This window comes from Tundrisphaera lichenicola (genome assembly GCF_051175385.1).
Lineage (GTDB): Bacteria > Planctomycetota > Planctomycetia > Isosphaerales > Isosphaeraceae > Tundrisphaera > Tundrisphaera lichenicola.
Map to the genome: position 1 here is coordinate 966,581 of NZ_CP195106.1, position 20,821 is coordinate 987,401.

General features: G+C 67.8%; 15 protein-coding genes. 3 read left to right on the forward strand and 12 right to left on the reverse strand.

From position 1 onward, the window contains the following. Positions 1 to 50 precede the first annotated feature (50 nt). Both P12x_RS03735 and P12x_RS03740 read left to right on the forward strand, forming a co-directional pair. A complete protein-coding gene (locus P12x_RS03735; RefSeq protein WP_435009493.1) occupies positions 51 to 791 on the forward strand; it encodes a hypothetical protein in 741 nt (246 codons plus the stop codon). After that, a complete protein-coding gene (locus P12x_RS03740; protein ID WP_435009494.1) occupies positions 791 to 3,673 on the forward strand; it encodes a hypothetical protein in 2,883 nt (960 codons plus the stop codon). Before P12x_RS03735 ends, P12x_RS03740 begins: the two co-directional genes overlap by 1 nt. A 104-nt stretch (positions 3,674 to 3,777) precedes the next feature. Here P12x_RS03740 and P12x_RS03745 read toward each other — a convergent pair whose 3' ends face one another. The 3 genes from P12x_RS03745 to P12x_RS03755 form a co-directional block, all read right to left on the reverse strand. Further along, positions 3,778 to 5,439 (reverse strand): ABC transporter permease, encoded by a 1,662-nt coding sequence (locus tag P12x_RS03745; RefSeq protein ID WP_435009495.1) that lies wholly within the window; start codon positions 5,437 to 5,439, stop codon positions 3,778 to 3,780. A 99-nt stretch (positions 5,440 to 5,538) separates the two neighbouring features. Beyond that, on the reverse strand, positions 5,539 to 6,468 hold the full coding sequence (locus P12x_RS03750; RefSeq protein ID WP_435009496.1) for an ABC transporter ATP-binding protein: 930 nt from the start codon (positions 6,466 to 6,468) through the stop codon (positions 5,539 to 5,541). Continuing rightward, positions 6,465 to 9,107: a hypothetical protein gene (locus P12x_RS03755; RefSeq protein WP_435009497.1), complete on the reverse strand. Its 2,643-nt coding sequence runs from the start codon at positions 9,105 to 9,107 to the stop codon at positions 6,465 to 6,467. The genes P12x_RS03750 and P12x_RS03755 overlap by 4 nt, the downstream gene beginning before the upstream one ends. Positions 9,108 to 9,445: 338 nt before the next feature. Between P12x_RS03755 and P12x_RS03760 the strand changes: the two genes are divergently transcribed. Next, a complete protein-coding gene (locus tag P12x_RS03760; RefSeq protein WP_435009498.1) occupies positions 9,446 to 10,600 on the forward strand; it encodes a XylR family transcriptional regulator in 1,155 nt (384 codons plus the stop codon). A 109-nt stretch (positions 10,601 to 10,709) separates the two neighbouring features. Here the strand turns inward: P12x_RS03760 and serA are convergent, their stop codons facing one another. From serA to P12x_RS03805, 9 genes are all read right to left on the reverse strand, one after another. Beyond that, the gene (gene serA / locus P12x_RS03765; protein ID WP_435009499.1) at positions 10,710 to 12,344 is read right to left on the reverse strand and encodes a phosphoglycerate dehydrogenase; all 1,635 of its coding nucleotides are present in this window, start codon (positions 12,342 to 12,344) and stop codon (positions 10,710 to 10,712) included. Between the two features lie 43 nt (positions 12,345 to 12,387). Further along, positions 12,388 to 13,548 carry a pyridoxal-phosphate-dependent aminotransferase family protein gene (locus tag P12x_RS03770; protein WP_435009500.1) on the reverse strand — a complete coding sequence of 387 codons (1,161 nt, stop codon included), beginning with the start codon at positions 13,546 to 13,548 and terminating at the stop codon, positions 12,388 to 12,390. A gap of 190 nt (positions 13,549 to 13,738) precedes the next feature. Continuing rightward, entirely contained in the window at positions 13,739 to 14,824 is a 1,086-nt protein-coding gene (serC, locus tag P12x_RS03775; RefSeq protein ID WP_435009501.1) for a 3-phosphoserine/phosphohydroxythreonine transaminase, read from the reverse strand. Between the two features lie 363 nt (positions 14,825 to 15,187). Further along, positions 15,188 to 15,595, reverse strand: coding sequence for a phosphoribosyl-AMP cyclohydrolase (hisI, locus tag P12x_RS03780; RefSeq protein ID WP_435009502.1), 408 nt, complete (start codon positions 15,593 to 15,595; stop codon positions 15,188 to 15,190). Positions 15,596 to 15,674: 79 nt separating this feature from the next. Further along, on the reverse strand, positions 15,675 to 16,034 hold the full coding sequence (locus P12x_RS03785; protein WP_435009503.1) for a hypothetical protein: 360 nt from the start codon (positions 16,032 to 16,034) through the stop codon (positions 15,675 to 15,677). A 162-nt stretch (positions 16,035 to 16,196) separates the two neighbouring features. Next, positions 16,197 to 17,912 (reverse strand): hypothetical protein, encoded by a 1,716-nt coding sequence (locus tag P12x_RS03790; protein ID WP_435009504.1) that lies wholly within the window; start codon positions 17,910 to 17,912, stop codon positions 16,197 to 16,199. 115 nt (positions 17,913 to 18,027) lie between these two features. Further along, positions 18,028 to 19,167: a lecithin retinol acyltransferase family protein gene (locus P12x_RS03795; protein ID WP_435009505.1), complete on the reverse strand. Its 1,140-nt coding sequence runs from the start codon at positions 19,165 to 19,167 to the stop codon at positions 18,028 to 18,030. Positions 19,168 to 19,200: 33 nt separating this feature from the next. Further along, on the reverse strand, positions 19,201 to 20,109 hold the full coding sequence (locus tag P12x_RS03800; protein WP_435009506.1) for an alpha/beta hydrolase: 909 nt from the start codon (positions 20,107 to 20,109) through the stop codon (positions 19,201 to 19,203). A gap of 52 nt (positions 20,110 to 20,161) precedes the next feature. After that, positions 20,162 to 20,710, reverse strand: coding sequence for a hypothetical protein (locus P12x_RS03805; protein ID WP_435009507.1), 549 nt, complete (start codon positions 20,708 to 20,710; stop codon positions 20,162 to 20,164). Positions 20,711 to 20,821 lie beyond the last annotated feature (111 nt).

Consider the following 20,821-nt stretch of genomic DNA (forward strand, 5'->3'; position numbering starts at 1 on the left):
GTTGACGTCCGGCCGGACGCGATCGGATCGGGCCCCGAGGGTCGACGTTCTTGAAGAACCCGCTCGAACGCGTGAGCTGCGCCCGACTTCCCGCCGAGTCGCTCGCGGCCCTGGCCGGGCTCCGGCGATCAGGCGGGATCTCGGTCATCTCACGGGACGATCAGACCTGGGTCTTCTGGGAGGAAGGGGACGATGGCGTCCTCCGCGCAATCCTGCCGGTCCCCGGGGTCGAACTTTTCGAACGCCGGGGTGAATCCTGGCATCGCGTGGGGCATCGCCTGCCAAGCTTCGAGGTGCCACCGGATGGCGAGCCGGTGGCGCTGGCCCGGGCGGTCCTCCCCGAACTGTTCTCGGCCGAATTTCCCGGCGGCGACCCTCCTCGACCGATCCGGATGAATCTGGTCCGGGATAGCCGGGCTCGCCCGACTTCGGCGGCACTCTGCCCGCTGCTTGAGCTCGTTCGATGGGCCGACCTGGCGACCTCGGCCGAACTGGGGTCGATCCAGGGGGCGATCTCGGGCGACTTCGCGCTGCTCGTGGGACGCTCGCTCCCCCACCTGGCGGGGGTCGAACGATACTGGGGTCGGCAAGTCCTGGTGCCGATCGGTCATGAGCCGAGGCCCAATCTCCCGGAGTCGTCGCTCTTCGATGCGCTCGGGGGCACCGAGGATGTGATCCTCCGGCTGGTCCCGGAGGCCGAGGGGACTGCCGTCGAGGCGATCCCGACCGCGGCCTTCGGCAAGCTCACCCGGGCAGGGGTCCGGCTGGCCCTGTCGGGAGAGCGTCGTTGATGTATTACCAGATCCGGGACTACCTCACGATCGAGGACGATTACGAGGCGAACCGTTACTCGCTCAGCTGGTCGACGACCGGCGATGCGGTCGAACGGCCCGACGGGTCGACCTTCGCGTTCGCCGCCGAGATCGGGCTGTTCCTCGAAGGGTATGCCCTGATCGGTCCTCCGATCCACTTCTCATATATTCTGTATCTCTTGCAGCGATTCGACTCTCGCCTGGCCGAGCCCGAACAGCCGGGGGATGCGCATGGGATTCCCGGACCCGAGCTGATCCGGAAATCGGACGCCCTGGCCATCGCGTTCCGCGAGACGGGGCGTCGGCATCGGAACGCCGGGGCCCTCTGCGCCTATCTGTGTCGGGAAATCCCCGTCGAGCCCGATCCCCCGGATATGGCGAAGCTTTGCTTTCGCCTCTCGAACCCGGCGATGATGGCCCAGTTGGCCATGGACCTGGGGACGGCCAAGCGTTGGGACGGCATGCCGCATCCTCCACCGCTCGGGGCGCTCGATTTCGAGCTGCATTTCCTCAATGCGTTGAAGCAGCTCTCGCCCTCCGACATCGAAGCCTGGCTGCGACATGGCGATTCGGCGAAGCCCGATCCGGGCGAGCGGGTGGCGACGACGATCGAGGCCCTTCGGCCACCATCGCTGGAGGGCGTGCTGGCAACGCTGGCCGGACGCGAGAGGCTGGCCAATGCCGTGCCGATGGTGGCCCAGCTCGTCGGGGCGTTGACCCTCCCCCCTCGCCGCCTGGCCCACCGGGCCTTGCCGACCGGCGGCTATGCCGACATCGGGACCCGAGGTCGCCCCGAGCAGATCCTGCCCAGCCAGTTCGCCATCGACGACATCGAGTTTCTCCGCCGGTTCGCCGAGAACGAGCTGCTGTACTTCCATCGAGAGGAGCCACACGCGACCTTGACCGAGGAACTGGTCCTCCTGATGGATCAGGGAGTCCGGACCTGGGGGCGGGTCCGACACGCCCTCTCGGCGTCGGCCCTGGCCCTCGGACGGCTTGCCGCTCGCCGAGGGCTGCCCCTCCTCGTCGGCTCGACCGGCTCGGAAGGGCGATTGCTCGACCCGCTCCGGGCCGACCCCGACGCCCTCGGGGCTTTCTGGGAGGCCACCGACCTCACGCCCGGCCCCGGCCCGGCGCTCGGGGAGATCCTGAAAACCGGGCCGGGAGTGACCCGCGACGTCGTGGTCCTGACCCATCCCCGGAATGCGGCCTCGGCGGAATTCTCGGCCGAGGCCCGACAGGCCCCTCCCGGGACTCGGGTCTTCTCCGTCTCGATCGACCAGGTCGGGGCCGTGGAGTTCCGCGAGTGGAGGCCCGGCGGTCCGGTGAAGGTGGGCGACTTCCGGGTGGATTACACCCCGCCGAGGGTCTCCCCAGAACCCGGAAACGGCCCGGAGATCGTCGATCCCCTGGGCTGGCGGGGGGATGTCGAGCCGGTTGGCTACCCGTTCCGCCTGGGCGTGGTCCACCGGATCGACCGGCCCTTGTTCGATTTCGACTACTCAGCCCGCTGGCTCCTGCTCTGCACCCACCGGGGGATTCTGCACGTCTGGAAGGTGGACGGATCTCGGACCGAGGTCTTACCTCGGGGGATGTTCGACGGCGAGGTCCTGGAGCAGGTGGATGTCGTCCTCGGCGTGGCGGATGGCTTCGTCGTCGGCGGTCGGGTCGGCAAGATGCTGGTGGCGATGCACTATGACCTCGCCGCGAGGTTGGGTAAGGCCCACGTCCTGGGCCCTATCCTGGAAGGTCGCTGGGAATGGTTCTATAGCAGGCCGTCCCACACGGTGGTCGCCCGGGGACGGTCGTACAGCCGAGCCGTTGACCTCTCGACCGGCGAGCATGCCTTCTCGAAGGAGGGGAAGACGCGGCCCTCGCCCCGGGCGATCCGGGCCTTCGAGATGGCCGCCAACCACTCGCTCCCGCCGCCCGCGCTGGCGATCGTGGACGAGGCCTCGCCGGCCCCGGATCGAGGCCGGTCGATCCGGCTGGACCGCCAGACCGGCGAGGTCCGACTCTCGGGCGAATCGGTCCCGTGGTCCGATTTCGTTCCTTTGGCCGATGGCCGTCCCGCTCTGGCCGGATGCTGGATCGACCAGGCCCAGCTCCGAGGGAACGTCCTGGCCCTGCTCGTCTCGGGGCCGATTCGGGGATCGCAGGGGTTGCTGCTCCGGCTCTTCACCCATCCCGCCGGGGTCCCCTCCCATGTCTTGCACCCGATCTCCAGCGATGCCCACGGCTTCATCCTCTCCGAGGATGGTCGGCTGATCGCCCGGCGTCTCGGGGAGCGTCAGATCGAGGTCCGGGAGATTACCGGGGCGTTGCAGCCCGTCCTGGTGACCGCCAAGGGCAAGACCCACTCCGATCTCAAGCTGACACTGGGGCGATACGGGATGGTGGTCAAGGCCGGCAAGCACGCCAACCTGATCCGATGGGATCGGGGCCGGCTGGACGTCTCGACCATCGCCGAAGGTTCGACCCGGAGCGAGTTCGAGGTGATCCCCTGGGCGATCGACCGTCCGGCGAGCCGGTCCACCCCTCGGCCCGGACTCCTGAGCTATGACCCTCGACGATTCCTGGCCTGCGCACGGGCCGAGCTGACCGCCGTGGTCGACTCGACCGGCCAGGTCTCGCTCTTCGATCGCAACGACCGACTCCTGGCGATGTTCGTCGCGTTCCGGAGCCAGGTGGCCGCCTGGATGCCCGACGGGACCCGATTCGGCCCCAGCCACGGTCCCTCGGCGCTGGTCGAAGGCCCGACTACCCCCGACGCCGCCGAGCGGATCGGTCAGGTCCTCAGGGCGGCCTCCGACGCGAACTTTGACCTTGCGAATTCGTTACCAGGAAGCGGTTCGTCCTGAGCACCTTCCCGGAGACTTCCCGCAGGGCAGGGCTTGCCCTGGTGGTAATGTCCCCGCCGGTAGTGCGAGCCTCGCCCGACAAAGCGAGGCCCAGGAAGCCCTCGTCAGCCCCCCTCGCCCGCCTTCCACCAGCGAATCCGGAAGGCGAGGTAGGTGGCCCCGTACAGGATCACCGCCAGGATCGGATAGAGCAGGAGGAACACCGCCCAGACCGGCAGGCCGAGGCCGGGGATCAGCGTGACCTTCATGGCCTGCTCGGCCGCGAGGGCATCTCCGGCCGAGATCACGGAGAGCTGGCTCGGCTTCATCGGGATGCTGAACGCGGCCGAATAAGGGCTGGTGATCGTCAGGGCCTCGATCTTCTCGTAGGACATCGCCCCGAAGCCTTCGAGATACTTCCGGACCCCGACCGGGCCCACGAACAGGATCAGCAGGACCATGTACGTGACCACCATGGCCACCGACGTCTTGCGCGAGAGGGCCGAGCAGAGCAGGCCGATGGTCGAGGTCGCCAGGCAGGTCGTCGCGATGATCAGGAGGAAGACGCCGAGCGTCCAGACTCGGTCGCGAAGCTCGGGGATCAACAGGTAGGCCAGCAGGAGTTGTTCGGTCAGCAGGAAGGTCAGGACCGTCGAGACCCGGAGAGCCGCCAGGAGCTTGGCGAAGACGATCTTGCCGGGCGTCAGCAGGGTCGTCAGCAGGAGCTGGAGCGTCTGACGCTCGCGCTCCTGGGTGATGCTCCCGGCCGAGAAGACCGGCCCGACCAATAAGTTGAACGTGATCACATAAGAGACGTAATATCCGGCGTTCTCCGGCTTCAGGAACAGCAGGAAGGCCATCAGGGGGATCGACAGGAGCATGCTCACCTGGATCACCACCCGGAGCATCAAGGTCCCCTGGCTGAAGATCTCCGAGCGGAGTTCCTTGTCGAGGACCGGGTTGGTCCCGTCGGGCATCAGGTCGGTCCGCTTGGCCGGGGCGAACAGCTTGTCGGGGAAGAGGTCGCGGTCGATGACGACGCCGATGGCGTACTTCATCTCCTGCTCCTCGTCGACCACTTCCTTTCCCTCGCTCCCCACGTCGGGCGGCCGGAGCAACCGACGATTGACCAGCAGGATCACCACCGACCAGATCGTCAGGCACCAGGGGGGGAGCACCGCGATCGAGACGAAGTCGCGGAGGACCACCTCGCGGGTCTGGGTCAGGACGACGCAGATCACCGCCAGCGGGAGGATCACCAGGTAGCTGACCACCAGCGCCGAGCTGGTCCTGTTGAAGTAGCTGGAACAGGCCAGGCTCAACAGCCCGAACGTCCCCGCCGCCAGGATCAGGATCAGGTACGCCCGCGCGATCTCCGAGAGCAAAATCCCGCCCAAAAGGAAGCAAATGATGACCAGCGGCAAACTGGAAAGGATCAGCAAGACCAGATACGTCAGAGAGCTGAGCAGCTTGCCCACCAGGATGCTCGTCGGGTGGAGCGGGCTGGCCAGGAGCATCTCGTAAGTCTTCCGCTCCTTCTCCCCGGTGATGCTGCCCGCCGCGAAGCTGGGAGCCACCAGCGCGACCAGGAAGAACTGGCCGAGGAAGAACATGTTGAACAATCGCTGGGCCAGGTCGGCGCTGACCAGCTTCCCCTCGTTCGGCCAGGCGAAGTAGACCACCACGCCCAGGAATGTCACATAAAGGAACTGAAGCGTGAACGCCCGGTTCGACCGGAGGTTCACCAGCAGTTCGCGGATCAGGACGGGATTATCGCGGAAGATCATGGGATTCGCCGAATCGAAGGAAGAGCGTCTTGTAGGGCAGGGCTAGCCCTGCCATCGCAATCGACCCGGCAGGGCTAGCCCTGCCCTACGGGTCATGGGCTAATTCACGATCCCCTTGGTGATCATCATGAACACTTCTTCGAGGCTCAGTTCCTCCTCGGCGAATGAGTGGACTCCGATCCCGCTGGTCATCAGTCGGCCGAGGAGTCTGGCGAGATCCTCTTCCTGGCCGTGGAATTCGGCGGTGATGGTGTGGTCGTAGGTCTCGACCGTCTTCACGCCCGACTCGTCGCGGAGGAGCGCGACGGCGTGGTCGGTGGTCTCGTCGAGGACCCGGACCTTGAGGACCCGGTGGGCCCGGAGCTGCCGGGTGATGTCCTGGATGCTGCCGGCGGCCAGGAGCTTGCCCCGCTCGATGATCCCGATCGAGGTGCAGAAGTCGGCCAGCTCGGAGAGGATGTGGCTGGAGACGAGGATCGTCTTGCCCATCCCCCGAAGCTCGGTCAACAGCGCCTTCATTTCGAGCCGGGCTCGCGGGTCGAGGCCCGAGGCGGGCTCGTCGAGGATCAAAACGGGCGGGTCGTGGACCAGCGTCTTGGCCAGGCAGAGCCGCTGCTTCATCCCCTTGGAGAGGCCGTTGACGTAATCGTCGCGCTTGTGGGTCAGGTCCAGGAGTTCGAGGACCTGGCCGATGATCTTCTTCCGGTAGGCACGGGGGATCTCGTAGGCCACGGCGAAGAAGTCGAGGAACTCCCAGACCTTCATGCCGTCGTAGACGCCGAAGTCGTCGGGCATGAATCCGATGACCTTGCGGACGGCCATCGGGTCATCGACGACCGAGTGGCCCCCGACGAACCCCTCGCCCGAGGTGGGGCGGAGAAGGGTGGCGAGGAACCGGATGGTCGTGCTCTTGCCCGCGCCGTTGGGGCCGATGAAGCCGAAGACCTCCCCCTTGCCGATCGACAGGTTGAGATCGTCGACGGCCACGAACTCGCCGTACCGCTTGGTGAAGTGGCTCACCTCGATCATGGACGGGGAATCTCCGGTTCGTTCGAGTTCGGGTCGGTCGGAGGAGCTTCCGGATCTGGGTTGGATGGGACTTGCGGGACGGGAGCGGGGGCGGGAACCACGATCGTCGCACCCCCGCCCATCCCCGGCAGGCCGGGCATCCCCCGGCCGCCCCGGAACATCTGGTTCGGATCGGGCGCGGGGATCGGCGGCTCGGCCGGGGGCTTCTCCTGACCCTGGGCCAGGGCGAAGTACCGGGGCGAGGCCGGGTCGAGCAGGGGCGCGGGCCGGAGATGAGCGACGACCAGGGTGAACCCCCGGAGCCGGTCGACCGGCGGTTCGATGGTCTGGCCGGGGAGTGGCTTGCTCGCCCAGCCGATCAACCGGAGTTCCCCCACTTCCTCGGGCCGGGTGGCGATCGTCCGGCTCAGGAGGAGGTCGAGGAACGGGCCGGGCTCCAACTGGCCCACGCCGGCCGAAGTCTGAGGCTCGACCTCATCGAGCGTCCCCAGCGGCACCTTGCCCCCGGCGGGGATGGCCCCGATCGAGACGGCCTGCAGCTTATCGTCTTCGCGGCCTGGTCGCAGTTCCACGACCCAGGCATCGTTGATGTCGAGCCCGCTTTCATTGACGATCGACCGAGGGCCTTCCCCCTCCGGCGAGAGCGTGATCGTCCCGGGCAGGCTAGCCATCTGCTCGGCCCGGTAGAGGGCCAGGCTCCGGGGCTGGACCTGGAACCCGGTCAGGGCCGGGAACGGCAGGCTCTGGAAGCTCGACTGGGCCGCCTCCTCGCCGCGGAGCGCGCGGCCGGTCGAGAGCGGGAGCGCCAGCGCCGTCGGGTCGTTGGGGTAGGAGATCGAGAACTGGACGCGGCCGGTCGAGTAGACCGAGCCGAATCGGCTGAGATGGCCCCTCGGGTAATCGCCGTGGGTTTCAAGGAGGTCGATCTCATCGGACGAGGAGTCATAACCCACGTCGTAGGCGGCGGCCCGCTCGACCCCGATGGCGAAGGCCAGCGAGATCAACGGGACCACCACCCAGGCCCACTCGCGTCGGCCGATCAGGTAGCGGCAGACCAGATAGTTGAGCGGGACCAGCGCGAGGATATAGGCCAGGATCACCTTCAGGACGAACGCCCGGCCGGGGATCTCGATGCCCGAGGCTTGCTCCAGCTTCTCCCGGCTCAGCATGGGCAGGGCCGAGGTGTCGATCCACTCGCCGACGGGGACCTCGTACTCGGTCTGTCCGTTGGGAGGGGGCGTGTAGAACGGGCTGGGCGGGGTGGTGGCGGTTTGCCCTTCATCCTCGACGACCTTGCGAGCCGGCGCCCCCAGGTCTCGCGAGAGGTAGCGGACCCCGGTCAGGTCGGGCCCTTGCAGGAAGCCATACCGGGGGGGTAGGAACTCGCCCACGGCGTTTCGCTGCATCGCCTGGGCCACCGGCTCCTCGGGCCTCCGGAGGACGACCCGGCGGACCAGGGTATCGTAGCCGGGCCAGCCGAGGAGGTCGGGATCGGTCAGGCCGACCGCAAGCATCAGGACCCGGCCCCGGCCCACGCGCCACTCCACGCCCAGGGGAGGGTCTTCGGGGCCACCCAGGGGGATCTCGGTGGCTCCCGGTTTGGCCTTCAGGGCGGCGATGAACAGGGGCTTCTTCTCCGTGGAAGGAATCGGGGCGGGATCGCGATAGCGTCGGCCCACGAGCTTCCAGCCTTCCAGCCAGTCGATGTTCGAGGCGATCGGGTCGTCCGGGTCGTGGTCGGCCGTCGGGGGCGGATAGGCATTGCTGAGCGCCTTGAGATCGGCCCCCGACCGCATCACGTTCTCGCCGGAGGGCTCGGCCGGCAGGTAGGGGGCCAGGAAGCTCTCGCGGAGCGGGGCGAAGCTCGGGCCGGCACCCCCGACGATAACGAGCTGGCCGCCCCAGTGGAGCCAGTCGAGCATCGCTTGCTGCTGGCCCACGCCCAGCAGTTCGGGCGAGAGGCCGTCCCAGATCACGTGGCTGATCGCCGACCAGGTCAGAGGATGGGCGGAGAGATACGGCTTGTCGGGCTCCAGCGGCAGGACCATCCGATAATACCGCTGCTTCTCCAGCAGGAGCGGGTCATCGCGACGGGCCACCGACGGCAACGAGGCATGGAACTGCGACCATCGGGCGTATGGGTCATTCGGGTCCTTCGAGAGGACCACGACCATCTGCTGGTGGGGTTCGAGGGTCCGGAGCGAGGCGGGCCATTCGATGTCCTCGCGGATCGCCTCGGGCCGGACCAGCTGGATCCCCAGTTCCTTGGGGATGAGGGGGAGGAAGATCGGCAGGGTTAGCCGCACCCGCTGCCCTTTGATCAGCCGGGCGTCGCGGCGATAGAACATCTCGTGGGGCTGGTCGGCCAGCCCGACCGGACGGGTCACCAGCGACCCCTCGTAGTCGTCGTGATTGGCCCGCATCTCCAGCGCCGCCATCGCCCAGTGATTCGCCTTCAGGTAGGGCAAGATGTCGTTGGGGAGGATTTGCGACCGGAAGACCTCGATCGGCGCGCGAAGCTTGTCCTTCTTCAGCTCTTCGAGCTTCTCCGGGTCGGTCAGGATCTTGCTGAGCGGGTCGGTCGCATCCCCCTGGCCCAGCGCCGCGGAGGTCGGCACCAGGATCGCGACGGCAAACATCAGGGCAAATGCTCTGATGCGGGACGGGAGGCCGGGTTGATTCACGTCGAAGACCCTCTGAGGACCCGGTCGGCGGGGAACGGGCGTCGGGCGACGAGCTGGGGCGATCGCTCCATCGAGATCAGTCTAACCCGCCCGGCCGGATCGAAGGAAGTCCCGACTCCCCGCGAATCCGAAAGAATTGGTCGAACGGTGGGCCGCAACCTGTCGGCTCGACTGGCTCGCCCTCTATGTATGGCCGAGATCATCGTACTATTGCAACGACAATTATCTTGATTGATGATGGTGGCGTGCGGGGTCGTTGCCGAACCTGGGTCGTTCGGGGTCGAGGAGGCCGGATGGCGCGCCGTCGAAGGGTGGCACTGATCGTCGAGACTTCCAGCGCCTATGGCCGGCGGATCCTCCGGGGGATCCGCCGCTATGTCCACACCCATCAGTCGTGGTCGATTTTCCTGGAGCAGCGGTCGTTGACCAGCCGCCCTCCTCAATGGCTGGAGGACTGGGACGGCGATGGGATCATCTCCCGGAGCACGACCCGGCCGCTGGTCGAGGCCGTCAGCCGGTCGAGGACACCCCTGGTCGACCTGACCGACCGCTACGGGCCGTCCGTCTTCCCCCAGGTCTGGTCGGACGACCGGGCCATCGCCGAGCTGGGCTTCGAGCATCTGGCCGAGCGCGGATTCCGCCGGTTCGCCTTCTGCGGGTTCGCCCGCGAGTCGTGGTCGACTCGCCGCCAGGAGGAGTTCGTCGCGGCCGTGACGCGGCACGGCGAGAACTGCCGGACTTACGAATCCCACTGGTTCGGCAAGGACGCGGACCCCTGGGAGGACGAACAGAAGCGGATGATGGCCTGGCTGGGCGAACTCCCCCGGCCGATCGGGATCATGGTCTGCAACGACTTCCGGGGCCAGCACGTCCTGGACGCCTGCAGCCGGATGGGCCTGGCGGTGCCCGAGGAAGTGGCCGTCATCGGGGTCGATGATGAGGAGGAGATCTGCGAGCTTTGCGACCCGCCGCTCACCAGCATCGTCCCGAATGCCGAGCTGGTCGGATACCGAGGCGCCGAGCTCCTCGATCGCCTGATGTCCGGCGGCGAGGCCGAGTCGCCCCTGCAAATCATCGCGCCGCTGGGCGTGACCAGCCGCCAGTCGACCGACGTCCTGGCCATCGACGACCCCGAGGTCGCCGCGGCGGTCCGCTACATCCGCGAGCATGCCTGCCGGGGGGCGGTCGTCGAGGACATCCTGGAGCACGTCCCGATCTCGCGGAGCATCCTCGAGCGCAGATTCCGCAAGGTCCTCGACTGCTCGCCCCAGGGGATGATCCGCCGGACCCAGCTCAAGCGGGTCAAGCAACTCCTCATCGACACCGACCTCCCCTTGCTCAAGATCAGCGAGCTGGCGGGATTCAAGCATCACGAGCACATGTGCACGGTCTTCAAGCGCGAGGTCGGCGAATCGCCCGGCGTCTATCGTCGGAAGGCGCAGAAGTGACGGCACGATCCCCGATGGATGGCCGATGATCGGGGCCGGACCCGTCATGGGGCGGGTCCGGCCCTTCGATCGACCGTCAGATTCTTGACCGCGGATCAGGCCCGAGGGCTCAGCCGGCCAGCCAGGGCGGGACGGCCCCGGCCTCGGGCAGCGCGATCAGGCTGACGCTGAGGATGTCGGGGTGGGCCTTCACCTCGTCGAGGGCCTCCTGCGAGGGGACGGCATCGAGGTTCACCACCCCGATGGCGTGGCCCCCGGGCTTCTCTCGGCCGACGTTCATCTGGGCGATGTTCACCCCGTGGCGGCCGAAGGTGGTCCCGATGAAGCCGATCAGGCCGGGCCGGTCGTTGTGGGTGAAGATCAGGAGATGGCCGTCGAGGTGGGCATCGAGCCGGTAAGGCCCGATCCGCACCAGGCGGACGAATTCCTTGCCGAAGAGGGTCCCGGCCGCGACGTAGGTCTTCTCGTCGGTGGTGACCTCGGCCTGGATCAGGGTGCCGAAGTCGCCGGGATCGCTGGAGATCTCCTCGACGATCGAGATGCCCCGCTCCTTGGCGAGGATCTCGGCATTGACCAGGTTAACCGGCTCGTCGAGCGCGGCCTCCATCCAGCCGGCGGCGAAGCTGGCGGTGATCAGCCTGGTGTTCTTGCCGGCCACCTCGCCCCGATAGCGGAGCGTGGCCTGCTTGACCGAGCCCCGATCCATCTGGGCGTGGAGCATGCCCAGGCGTCGGCTGAGGTCGAGGTAGAGCCGGATCTCGTCCAGCTCGGCCTTCTCCAGCGAGGGCATGTTCACGGCGAAACGGACCCGGCCGGTCGAGAAGAAGTCGACCAGGAGCCGCGAGGCCTCCAGCGCCACGTTGAGCTGGGCCTCCTCGGTCGAGGCGGCCAGGTGGGGCGTGACCAGGACCTTGGGGTGCATCACCAGCGGGAGCCCCGCGGGCGGGGGCTCGGGCTCGAAGACATCCACCGCCGCTCCCGCGACATGCCCCTTGTCCAGGGCCTCGATCAGCGCGGCCTCGTCGATCAGGCCCCCTCGGGCGCAGTTGATCAGGCGGACGCCCGGCTTCATCTTGGCCAGCTCGTCGGCACCGATCAGGTTCCGGGTCTCGGCCGAGAGCGGGGTGTGAATCGTGATGTAATCACACCGGCCCCAGAGGTCGTCGAGCCGGGCGACCGACTCGACCCCGAGGGTGAGGGCCTTCTCGGCCGAGAGGAAGGGATCGTAGCCGACCACCTTCATGTCGAAGCCCAGGGCTCGCTTGGCAACGGCCAGGCCCACGCGACCCAGGCCGACCACGCCCAAGGTCTTCCCTTCGACCTGAGTCCCGGTGTACTTGCTCCGGTCCCATCGGCCGGCCTTGAGGCTCTCGCAGGCCGGGGCGACGTTCCGCGAGAGGGCCAGCAGCAGGGCCATCGTGTGCTCGGCGGTCGAGATGGTGTTCCCGCCGGGCGTGTTCATCACGACGATCCCCTGGCGGGTCGCCGAGGCCGCGTCGATGTTGTCCACGCCGGCCCCGGCCCGGACGATCGCCTTCAGGCGGGGCTGATCCTTGAGGACTTCGGCCGTCAGCTGCGTCCCCGACCGGATCACGATCCCGTCGGCCTCGGCCAGGGCCGCGCGGAGCGCGGGGATGTCGGTCGCGATCTTGGTGTTGACCACCACTTCCAGCCCCGAATCCGCCCGGAGCAAGGCCAGCCCTTCCTCGGGCAGTTTGTCCGTCACCAACACGCGATGCGCCACGATGCAAGGCTCCTAAAAAAATGGCCGTCGACTCATCCCAGAATCAGGATAGTTCGGCGGCCGGGAGGGCTCGACCCATCAAGACCCACTGGGCGGCCGAGACGGCCGCGCCAGGTTCGATATCCCGGCCCAGGTCATCCAGGACCATCTCCAGCGCGGCCAGGCCGGCCACCACGTCCAGCTCGTCCATGTAACCCAGGTGCCCGATCCGGAGGATCTGCCCCTTCAGCTTGTCCTGGCCGCCGATGGTGGCGATCCCGAACCGTTCGGCCAGGCCCGATCGGATCGCGGAGTCGTCCAGACCTTCGGGGATCCGGAAGACCGTCATCCCCTCGGCGGGGCTGGCGCTGAAGAGTTCCAGGCCCAGGGCCTCGACGCCCGCCCGGCAGGCCTCGCTCATCCGCCGGTGGCGGTCCCAGACGTTCTCGATCCCCTCGTCCTTGATCCGCCGGAGGGCCACGCGAAGGGCCCCGATCAGGGTGTGGGCCGGGGTGTAGGGGGTCAGCGAGTCCCGGGCCGCCTTCCTCGCCGCTTTCAGGTTGAAGTAATAGCTGGGCGAGTCGAACGAGTCGATCCGCTCCCAGGCCCGGGGGCTCACCGCCACGAAGGCCAGGCCGGGCGGCATCATCAGGGCCTTCTGGGAGCCGACGCAGAGGACGTCGATCCCCCAGTCGTCGGTCCGGCATTCCATCGCCCCGACCCCCGAGATCCCATCCACGACGAACAGGGCGGGACTCTTCGACATGATCCGGCCGATGGCCTCGACCGGGTGCCCGGTCCCGGTGGAGGTCTCGCTCAGGGTCCCGAAGACGGCCGAGGCGTCGGGGTGCGCCCGGAGCGCGGTCGCGACGGTCTCGGGTTCGACCGGGCGGCCCCACTCGGTCGAGAGGACGACCGGCTCGATCCCGAAGGTCCGGCAGAGGACCCCCCATCGCGAGGCGAACCAACCGGCGTCCAGGACGATCGCCTTCCCCCCGCGAGGCACGGTGTTGACCACCGCCGCTTCCATCGAGCCCGTGCCCGAGGACGTGAGGATCAGGACGTCATTCCGGGTCTGGAAGGCGTAGCGGAGCCCCTCGACGACCTCGTCGTTCCAGGCCTTCGCCTCGCCCGACCGGTGGTGGATCACCGGGCGCGACAGCTCCAGGAGGACATCCTCCGGGACCGGGGACGGGCCCGGCGTCATCAGTCGAGGCTTCCTCATCGGCGATCGACCCCTTCCCGTCGGCCCGGCGGGGGGACCGCCGGACCGGAACGACCAGTCTAACGTCCGGGACCGATTCTTGCACCGGTTTCTGGCGGGAGGGGCCTGCCCCGTGAGCTCGATCGATCACTTTCTCCCTCCCTCTCCCCGGGGAGAGAGGGAGGAAGATCGGCGATCTGGTCCGGTGACCTCACCCGTTCTTCTTGGCGAAATCACCCATGAACGAGGCCAGGGCCTGGCAGGCCTCGACGTCGATGGCGTTGTAGATCGACGCCCGGATCCCGCCGACGGATCGGTGCCCGGCCAGGCCGACCATCCCGGCCGCCTGGGCCTCGGTGACGAACTGCTTCTCCAGGGCCTCGCTCGGGAGCCGGAACGTGACGTTCATCTCGGACCGCGAGGCGGGCTCGGCGTGACCCTTGAAGTAGCCACCACTTCCGTCGATCACCCCGTAGAGGATCTCGGCCTTCTGGGCGTTCCGCCGGGCGACCCCGGGCAGTCCGCCGAGCCCTTCGAGCCACTGGAGGACCAGGTCGAGGACGTAGACGCCGAACATTGGCGGGGTGTTGTACAGCGAGTTATTCTTGGCGTGGGTCGAGTACCGGAGCATGGTCGGCACGCCCTTGTTGGCCTTCTCGATCCACGACTCGCGGATCAGGACCACCGTGACGCCCGACGGCCCGAGGTTCTTCTGGGCCCCGGCGTAAATCAGCGAGAATTTGCCGGCGTCGAACGGGCGAGAGAGGATGTCGCTGCTCATGTCGGCCACCAGCGGCCGGTCGCCGACCTCGGGGAAGTCGCGGAACTGGACGCCCTGGATCGTCTCGTTCGAGGTCAGGTGGACGTAGGCCGACCCTTCGGTCAGCGAGACCTCGCCGGTCGAGGGGACCCGCTTGTATCCCCCTTCCTTGGTCGAGGCCGCCAGGTGGGCCTTGCCGAACAGCCCGGCTTCCTCGATCGCCTTCTCGCCCCACGAGCCGGTCACGATGTAGTCGGCCGTCCCGTCCTTGGGCAGGAAGTTCATCGGGACGGTGGCGAACTGGCTGGAAGCCCCGCCCTGGACGAACAGGACCCGGTAGCCTTCGACCAGACCCAACAGCTTCTTGAAGTTGGCCTCGGCCCGCGTGTTGATCGCCTCGAATTCCTTCGATCGATGGCTCATCTCCATGATCGACATCCCGCGCCCCTGGTAGTCGCGGAGTTCGGACTGGACCTTCTCCAGCACGGTGGGCGGGAGTGCGGCCGGTCCGGCGTTGAAATTCAGGACTTTGCTCATCGATCGATCCCTACTAAATGGAGAGGCAAATGGTCCGGCGTTGGACCGCATTGGTGGAGGAATTTCGCCGGTTCGATCCCGGCCATGAGAGTGGATTCCCGCCCGGTTGACAAGACCGGTCGGGTCGGGGGAGGCCACAGGGGTGTTCCCGGGATCCTCGGGCTTTACCTCCGTTGAAGCCCTTCGCCCCCTCTCCCCAGCCCTCTCCCACGAGGGGCGAGGGGGTCTGATTTCGCCGATGTCTCCATCTTCGACCCCTGCGAGTCTGGTCCCCTCCCCCCTGGTGGGGGAGGGTTAGGGAGAGGGGTCCAGGCCACGCACCCCCCAGAAAACGCGGGCACACTCGGCCCCGGGAACCTCGGTTCATTTTGCCCCGTAGACCCGATCAGCCTCGAAGACCGGTTCGGCCACGACCTCCAGGCGACCCTCGTCATCGACCCGCCGCCAGAAGCACGAGCGGTATCCTTCGTGGCAGGCCCCCCCGACCTGGCGGGCCCGGATCAGCAGGACGTCGGCATCGCAATCGACGTGAATCGACTCGACGTGCTGGACGTGTCCCGAGGTCCCCCCCTTGTGCCAGGAGGATTTTCGCGACCGGGAATAAAAATGCGTCTGGCCCGTCTCCAGGGTCCGGCGGATCGCGGGTTCGTCCATCCAGGCCATCATCAGGACGTCCCCCGACTCGGAATCCTGGACGATCGCCGGGACCAGGCCGTCGGAGGTCCACTTGAGGGTTTCGAGGAAGGGAAGGGCGGGGTCGGGGGCGTTCACGGTCGGGGTCTCTTCGGGGCGAGTGAGGGTGCGCCGGCTAACCGGGAAAAACGAACCCAAGCCAAATCGGGGGAAGTCATCAAGCATACCGGAGCGACCGGACGTTCCGTGCGATGTCGACGGCAAGTCGTAAGAGCAAGGAGACGATTAGAGTTCCGATGAGGGAGAAGGCGGTCAGGACGAGCGGGACGATCGCGGTGAGGGCCGCCGCGATGACCCGGGCCAGGGGATCGCCCGCCTGGCCTCCCAGGACCAGGAGGGCACCGACGACACCGACGATGATCGCCACCACGATCAGCACCACGCAGAGGCCGAACAGGAGCTTCGCCAGGCTTTCGATCCACCGGTAATACCAGGGCTCGGGCGGGACGTGGAGCCGAGGTCGAGGACCGGACTGGGAATCGACGAAGATCGGGATCGGGTTGTTGTGCGTCGTCATGGCGGGCTCGCTCGAATCGAGGGCAGTAGTCCCGAGAAAAAAACGAACCCAACGCGTCGTGAGATCCGACCCGCTCCGGGTCGGAGAAGTTCGGGGGTCCCTGGTTACCTTCGCGGACCGAAGCCCTCGCTTATCCCTATTTCCCCCCGGTCGCATATTTTTTCAAGCGATGGTCTCGGCCCGCTCGGCCACTTCGAGGTCTCCGACCTCCCGGGCGACTTCCAACGCGAGCCTGGCGAGTTCGCGGGCGTGGTCGTCGAATCCGTTGTCGAGCAGGGTCTCGGCGGCGTCGAGCGCGAGCGCCGCGTCGGACGGCGACCGATCGAGGAGGTTCCGATAGACCAGGGCCGAGGCGTCGGGGCGCCCGGCCCGGGCCAGGATCTCGGCCCGCCAGGTCTCGAAGGTTCGGTGGCCCGCCCCCGCGTGCAAGGCCCGGTCGACCTCCTGGGCCTGGTCGACCCGGCGGAGGGCAAGGTCGGGGTCGTCCCCGGCCAGGGCGTGACGGATCAGGGTGGCGAAGAGTGCCGGGACGTCCAACCGGGCCATCGCGACGGGGTCGCGGTCGGCCAGGACCTCGGCGAACCGGGCGGTCCGGGCGTCATCCCCGAGCGCGGCGGCCGACTCGTAGGCGTCGGCCAGGGCGGGGTCGACCATCGGGCTCGGGTCGAGCCTGTCCAGCTCCTCGGCGCTCATCGAGGACGGGTCGGAGGGCTCGATCGCCTCGGGGTCGGTCGGCTCGAGGCCGAGGCGACGTCGGAGCCGGTCGAAGGGATAGCCCTGGTAGAGCAGGGCGGTCGTCGGCCGGGCTCCCAGTTGTTCGCGGAGCCGGACGACGGCCGAGAGCCTGGCCCGCATGACCGGGTCGCCCGAGGCCAGCCGGCCCGCCTCGACGGGCGACTTGCCATCGAGCCCGAGCCGGGGGCGACGGAGCCAGGCCCCTTCGTAATAGCGCTCGACGGCCGATCGGTTCAGGCTCGCCCGCTCGTCCTCGTCGGCCTCGGCGGGGAGCCGGATCGCCCAGAGGGCGGCGTCGAGGAAGGCGAGGGGGAGGGGGGTGGCCTCGGCCCGGATCGACGCGATCCGGCCCTCGACTCGACTGACGACCTCATCGCGGGCTTCCGCCAGGAGGATCGGATCGGTCCCCGAGAGCCGGAGGGTCCGGGGCGATCGGATGACCGTGGCCCGGACCCGACGGATCCCGGACTCGGGGCCTTCGAGCCACTCGTAGAGCTTCGCGTCGGAGAGGCGAGGTTGGCCGGTCGAGGGGTCGACGGGGTTGGGCACGGCCCGGAGGTCGGGGTGTTCGTCGAGGAATCCGACGGGGTCTTCGCCCGGGGTCCAGGTCAGGGTCACGGCGTGGCTCAGGTCGTCGGCGATCGGTTCGGCCCCGCCCCCCTGCCGGAGGACCTCGGCCAGGGTCCAGGCGTCGACCGCCGCCCCCGGCTCGTCGACCGCCAGGCCTTGCACGGCGAGCCCGAGGGCCTCGACGGCTTCGAGGTTCTTGCCGAGCCAGGACAGGCAGAGCCCCTGGTTGAACCTGGCCCGGCCATCGGCGGGATCTTCCGAGGCGATCTGCTGGAAGGCCTCGGCGGCGACGGTCAGTTCTTCGAGGTTCCGCCCGCGAAAGAGGGCGTCCCAGCGCGCTCGTTGCCCTTCGCCGACCGGCGTCAGGAACCGATATTCGGCCCGGGCGGCCTCGGGGAGGTCGCCGGCATTGGCCAGGACATCGAGGGCCCTCGTGGCCGCCGGTTGCTCCGGGGTGAGCCGGAGGGCCCGCCGCCACGAGGCCCAGGCCGCCAGCGGTCTCTGGTGCTGGAGGTGGTCCCAGCCCTCGTGAATGAGGGGGAGTGCGGGATCGGTCGAGGAGGGATCGGGCATCGTCGGCTCTGGGCGGGAACGGGCAATGGGACAGACGGATCGGCTGGGCGTTCCGTGCCGATTCCCATTCTGCAACATCGACGGCCCCCGCGCACAGGTCAGACCCCGAGCCATGCTACTCGGTCGGCCTGCCGTTCGCCTGCTGGGCCGCCGCGACGAGCCATCCGGTCATGACTGAGCCGATCCTCCGGATCGCCAGCGAGAGCCGTTTTCCCGAAGGACCGCCGAAGTGGAAGGCCAGCCACTCGACCAGCCTCGTATTGAACTCGGCCATCATCCCGAGGAACGGGTGCCGGGCCAGGCTCTCGGCCCCGCTGCTGATCTGCGCGTACCCCGACTTGTGGGTCGTCCCGCCCGAGAGGCAGTAGATCGCGAAGTTCTCGCAGTTGAACTTGAAGAGCTGGTACGGGTAGGTCTTGCCGACCTCGCCGAGGGCGGTCTCGACCACGACCTCGGGCGGGACTGGGTCCAGGTCGGGGAAGGTCCAGTTGGCGGGGGTCCGCCCCGAGAGGAACTCGTCCCAGGTCACCCGGTAGACGGAGTTGTCGTTCAGGTAGTGGACCACCTCGCCGTCTCCGATGTAGACCCCGAGGTGGAACGCGGTCCCGAAATAGACGGCGTACGCCTTGCCTACCTCGGGCGAGAGCGGGGCGGGTTCGTAGAGCAGGGCGGGGTCGGTCCGCATTCCCCGGAGCGCGATCCAGGCCAGCGTCCCCCCGAACGTCAGGAGCTTCAGGCCCACGAATATCCCGGCCCACTGGAGCGGGTCGGGGACCAGTCTGAAGAGGATCACCAGCCCGCATGCACCCATCAACAGGCCGCCGAGGACCAGCAGGGTCAGGCTGGTCTTCGAGGGGGATCGCAGGGCCATGTAGAACAGGATCCCCCCCTCAGCCAGGAACATCAGTGCGAAGACGATCGTCACCACGACCACCGATCCCCGCCAGTCCTGGATCAGCAGGAAGCCCATCGCGAAGTCGAGCGCGACCTGGGCCAGGACCACCGGCCAGCATCGCTCCCGGGTCTCGGCCGATTGGCGGCCGATGAGGAACTGGAACGCCCGGGTCAGGCCCGATCCGATCGCCAGGAGCCCCACGAGCTGGATCAACGATCCGTAGAATCTCAGGGGGAGCATGACCGACAGGCCCCCCAGGGTCATGCAGGCCAGCCCGACGCCGAGCAGCAAGCCCCGGGTCAGGCCGAATTGCTCCTCCACCCGCCGCTCGAACTCCATCAAGGGGGCCGACTTGTTCATGAATCCTCGCTCGCCGACCGGTGGACCGCTCGATCAGGGAAGTTCCCGACCCTCGAAGCGTACGCCACGCCCGAGCGCGAAGTCCAACGCCTCGGCGATCGCGCGGTCGCTCTCCCGGTCATAGGCGATCAGGTGATCCGACCGGGGCAGGACGACCAGCGCCTTGGGGTTCGCGCCGATCTTCCGATAGAGCCAGAGGGCGTCGGCCGGCTCGACCACGGTATCGCGTTTCCCCTGGAGGATCAGGGTCGGGGTGGTGATCTCGGGCACGAGCCGCCGGACTTCTTCGATCAGCTCCAGGGCGCTGAGGGTGGAACGGAGGCTGAAGGTCTGGAATTGGGCCAGACCTGCCACTCGTCGGCGGACCTCGCGGTCGCGGACCGCCGGGGGTCTCCTCGGGATGTCGGGGATAATCCGGGCGATCCGGCGGAGATAGGATGCCGGGCGGATCGGGACCAGCCCACTGAACCGGATCGCCAGGAAGGGCGCGAGCAGGACCAGGCGGGCCACGGGTCGACGGGTCGCCAGGCGAAGGGCCAGGGTCCCGCCGGTGGAGAAGCCCAGGACGACCACCGGTCGCCCCTCGGCGGCCAGTTGATCGAAGGCCGACTCCGAGGCCGAGGCCCAGTCTCGCCAGTCCGACGCCGGCATCACCCGGCCCGGCCCTTCGTGACCGGGCAGTATCGGGGCCAGGACCCGGATTCCTTCGGCCTCCAGGGCCTCGGTCAGCGGGGCCATCTCGTAAGGCCCGCCCCCCAGGCCGTGAAGGACAAGGCAGGAGGGCCGGTCGTCGGCTTTGGGCTCGGACATGTTCCCGGCCTCCCGGGGATCGAACTGGAGGGGCCCCCCGGCCCGGGCGGTCCCGTCGCGGACAATCAGCGAGGTGGCCGCCGCGACGGCCAATCCGCCCCTGAGCCAGCAGAAGAACTCGCGACGGTCCATCGAGCAACCCCCTCGGCGAATCCGATCAATCGGAAGAGAATGACTCGCCGTTTCAATTCACGCCGTCCGGCAAGGTGGGTAGGGAGGCGAAGGACTTGAGTTCCATCAGCACGAACCGGGACGACGCTTTTGTGCCGATCGCCTGCAACTGAATCTTGTAGGCGGCCACCTGCTTGGTCGTGGTCTCGAAGACGAAGAGGGGTGAACTCCCATCGGCATAGGCCCCGAGCGACCCCGTGGTCATCAGGAAGTGGGGCGTGGTCCGGGAGTCGGCATCGATCTTGAAATCCGCCACCAGATCGCGTTCGATGAAATTGTCGAGCAACTGCGAGCCGGCCATCGTCTCCCGCTGGACCGGCACGGTCGCCAGCAGCTTGCCCGCCTTGTAATCGAGGAAGTAGATGGCATCTTTCTGGGACTGCGTCTTGGTCAGGTTGTTATATTCGACGGAGATCGGGCCGGTCGCCATCGAGTAATCGCCGTAACGGTCGCCCCCCGAGGCTCTCGCGTTCGGGGCTTTGTGGGTGGCCAGGGTCCAGCCCAGGATGATCCCCAGGGTCAGGGTCAGGGCGGTCGGCATCCGTCTGCGGACGTGGTCCATCGGGCGATCTCCGTTTCGCCAATTCGAATCCCCAGGAGCGGGATTGTGCAAGGGATCGTCCGGGGCGTCCAGTGCAGATGGCGGACCGAGCCTCGCGCCGATGCCGATGAT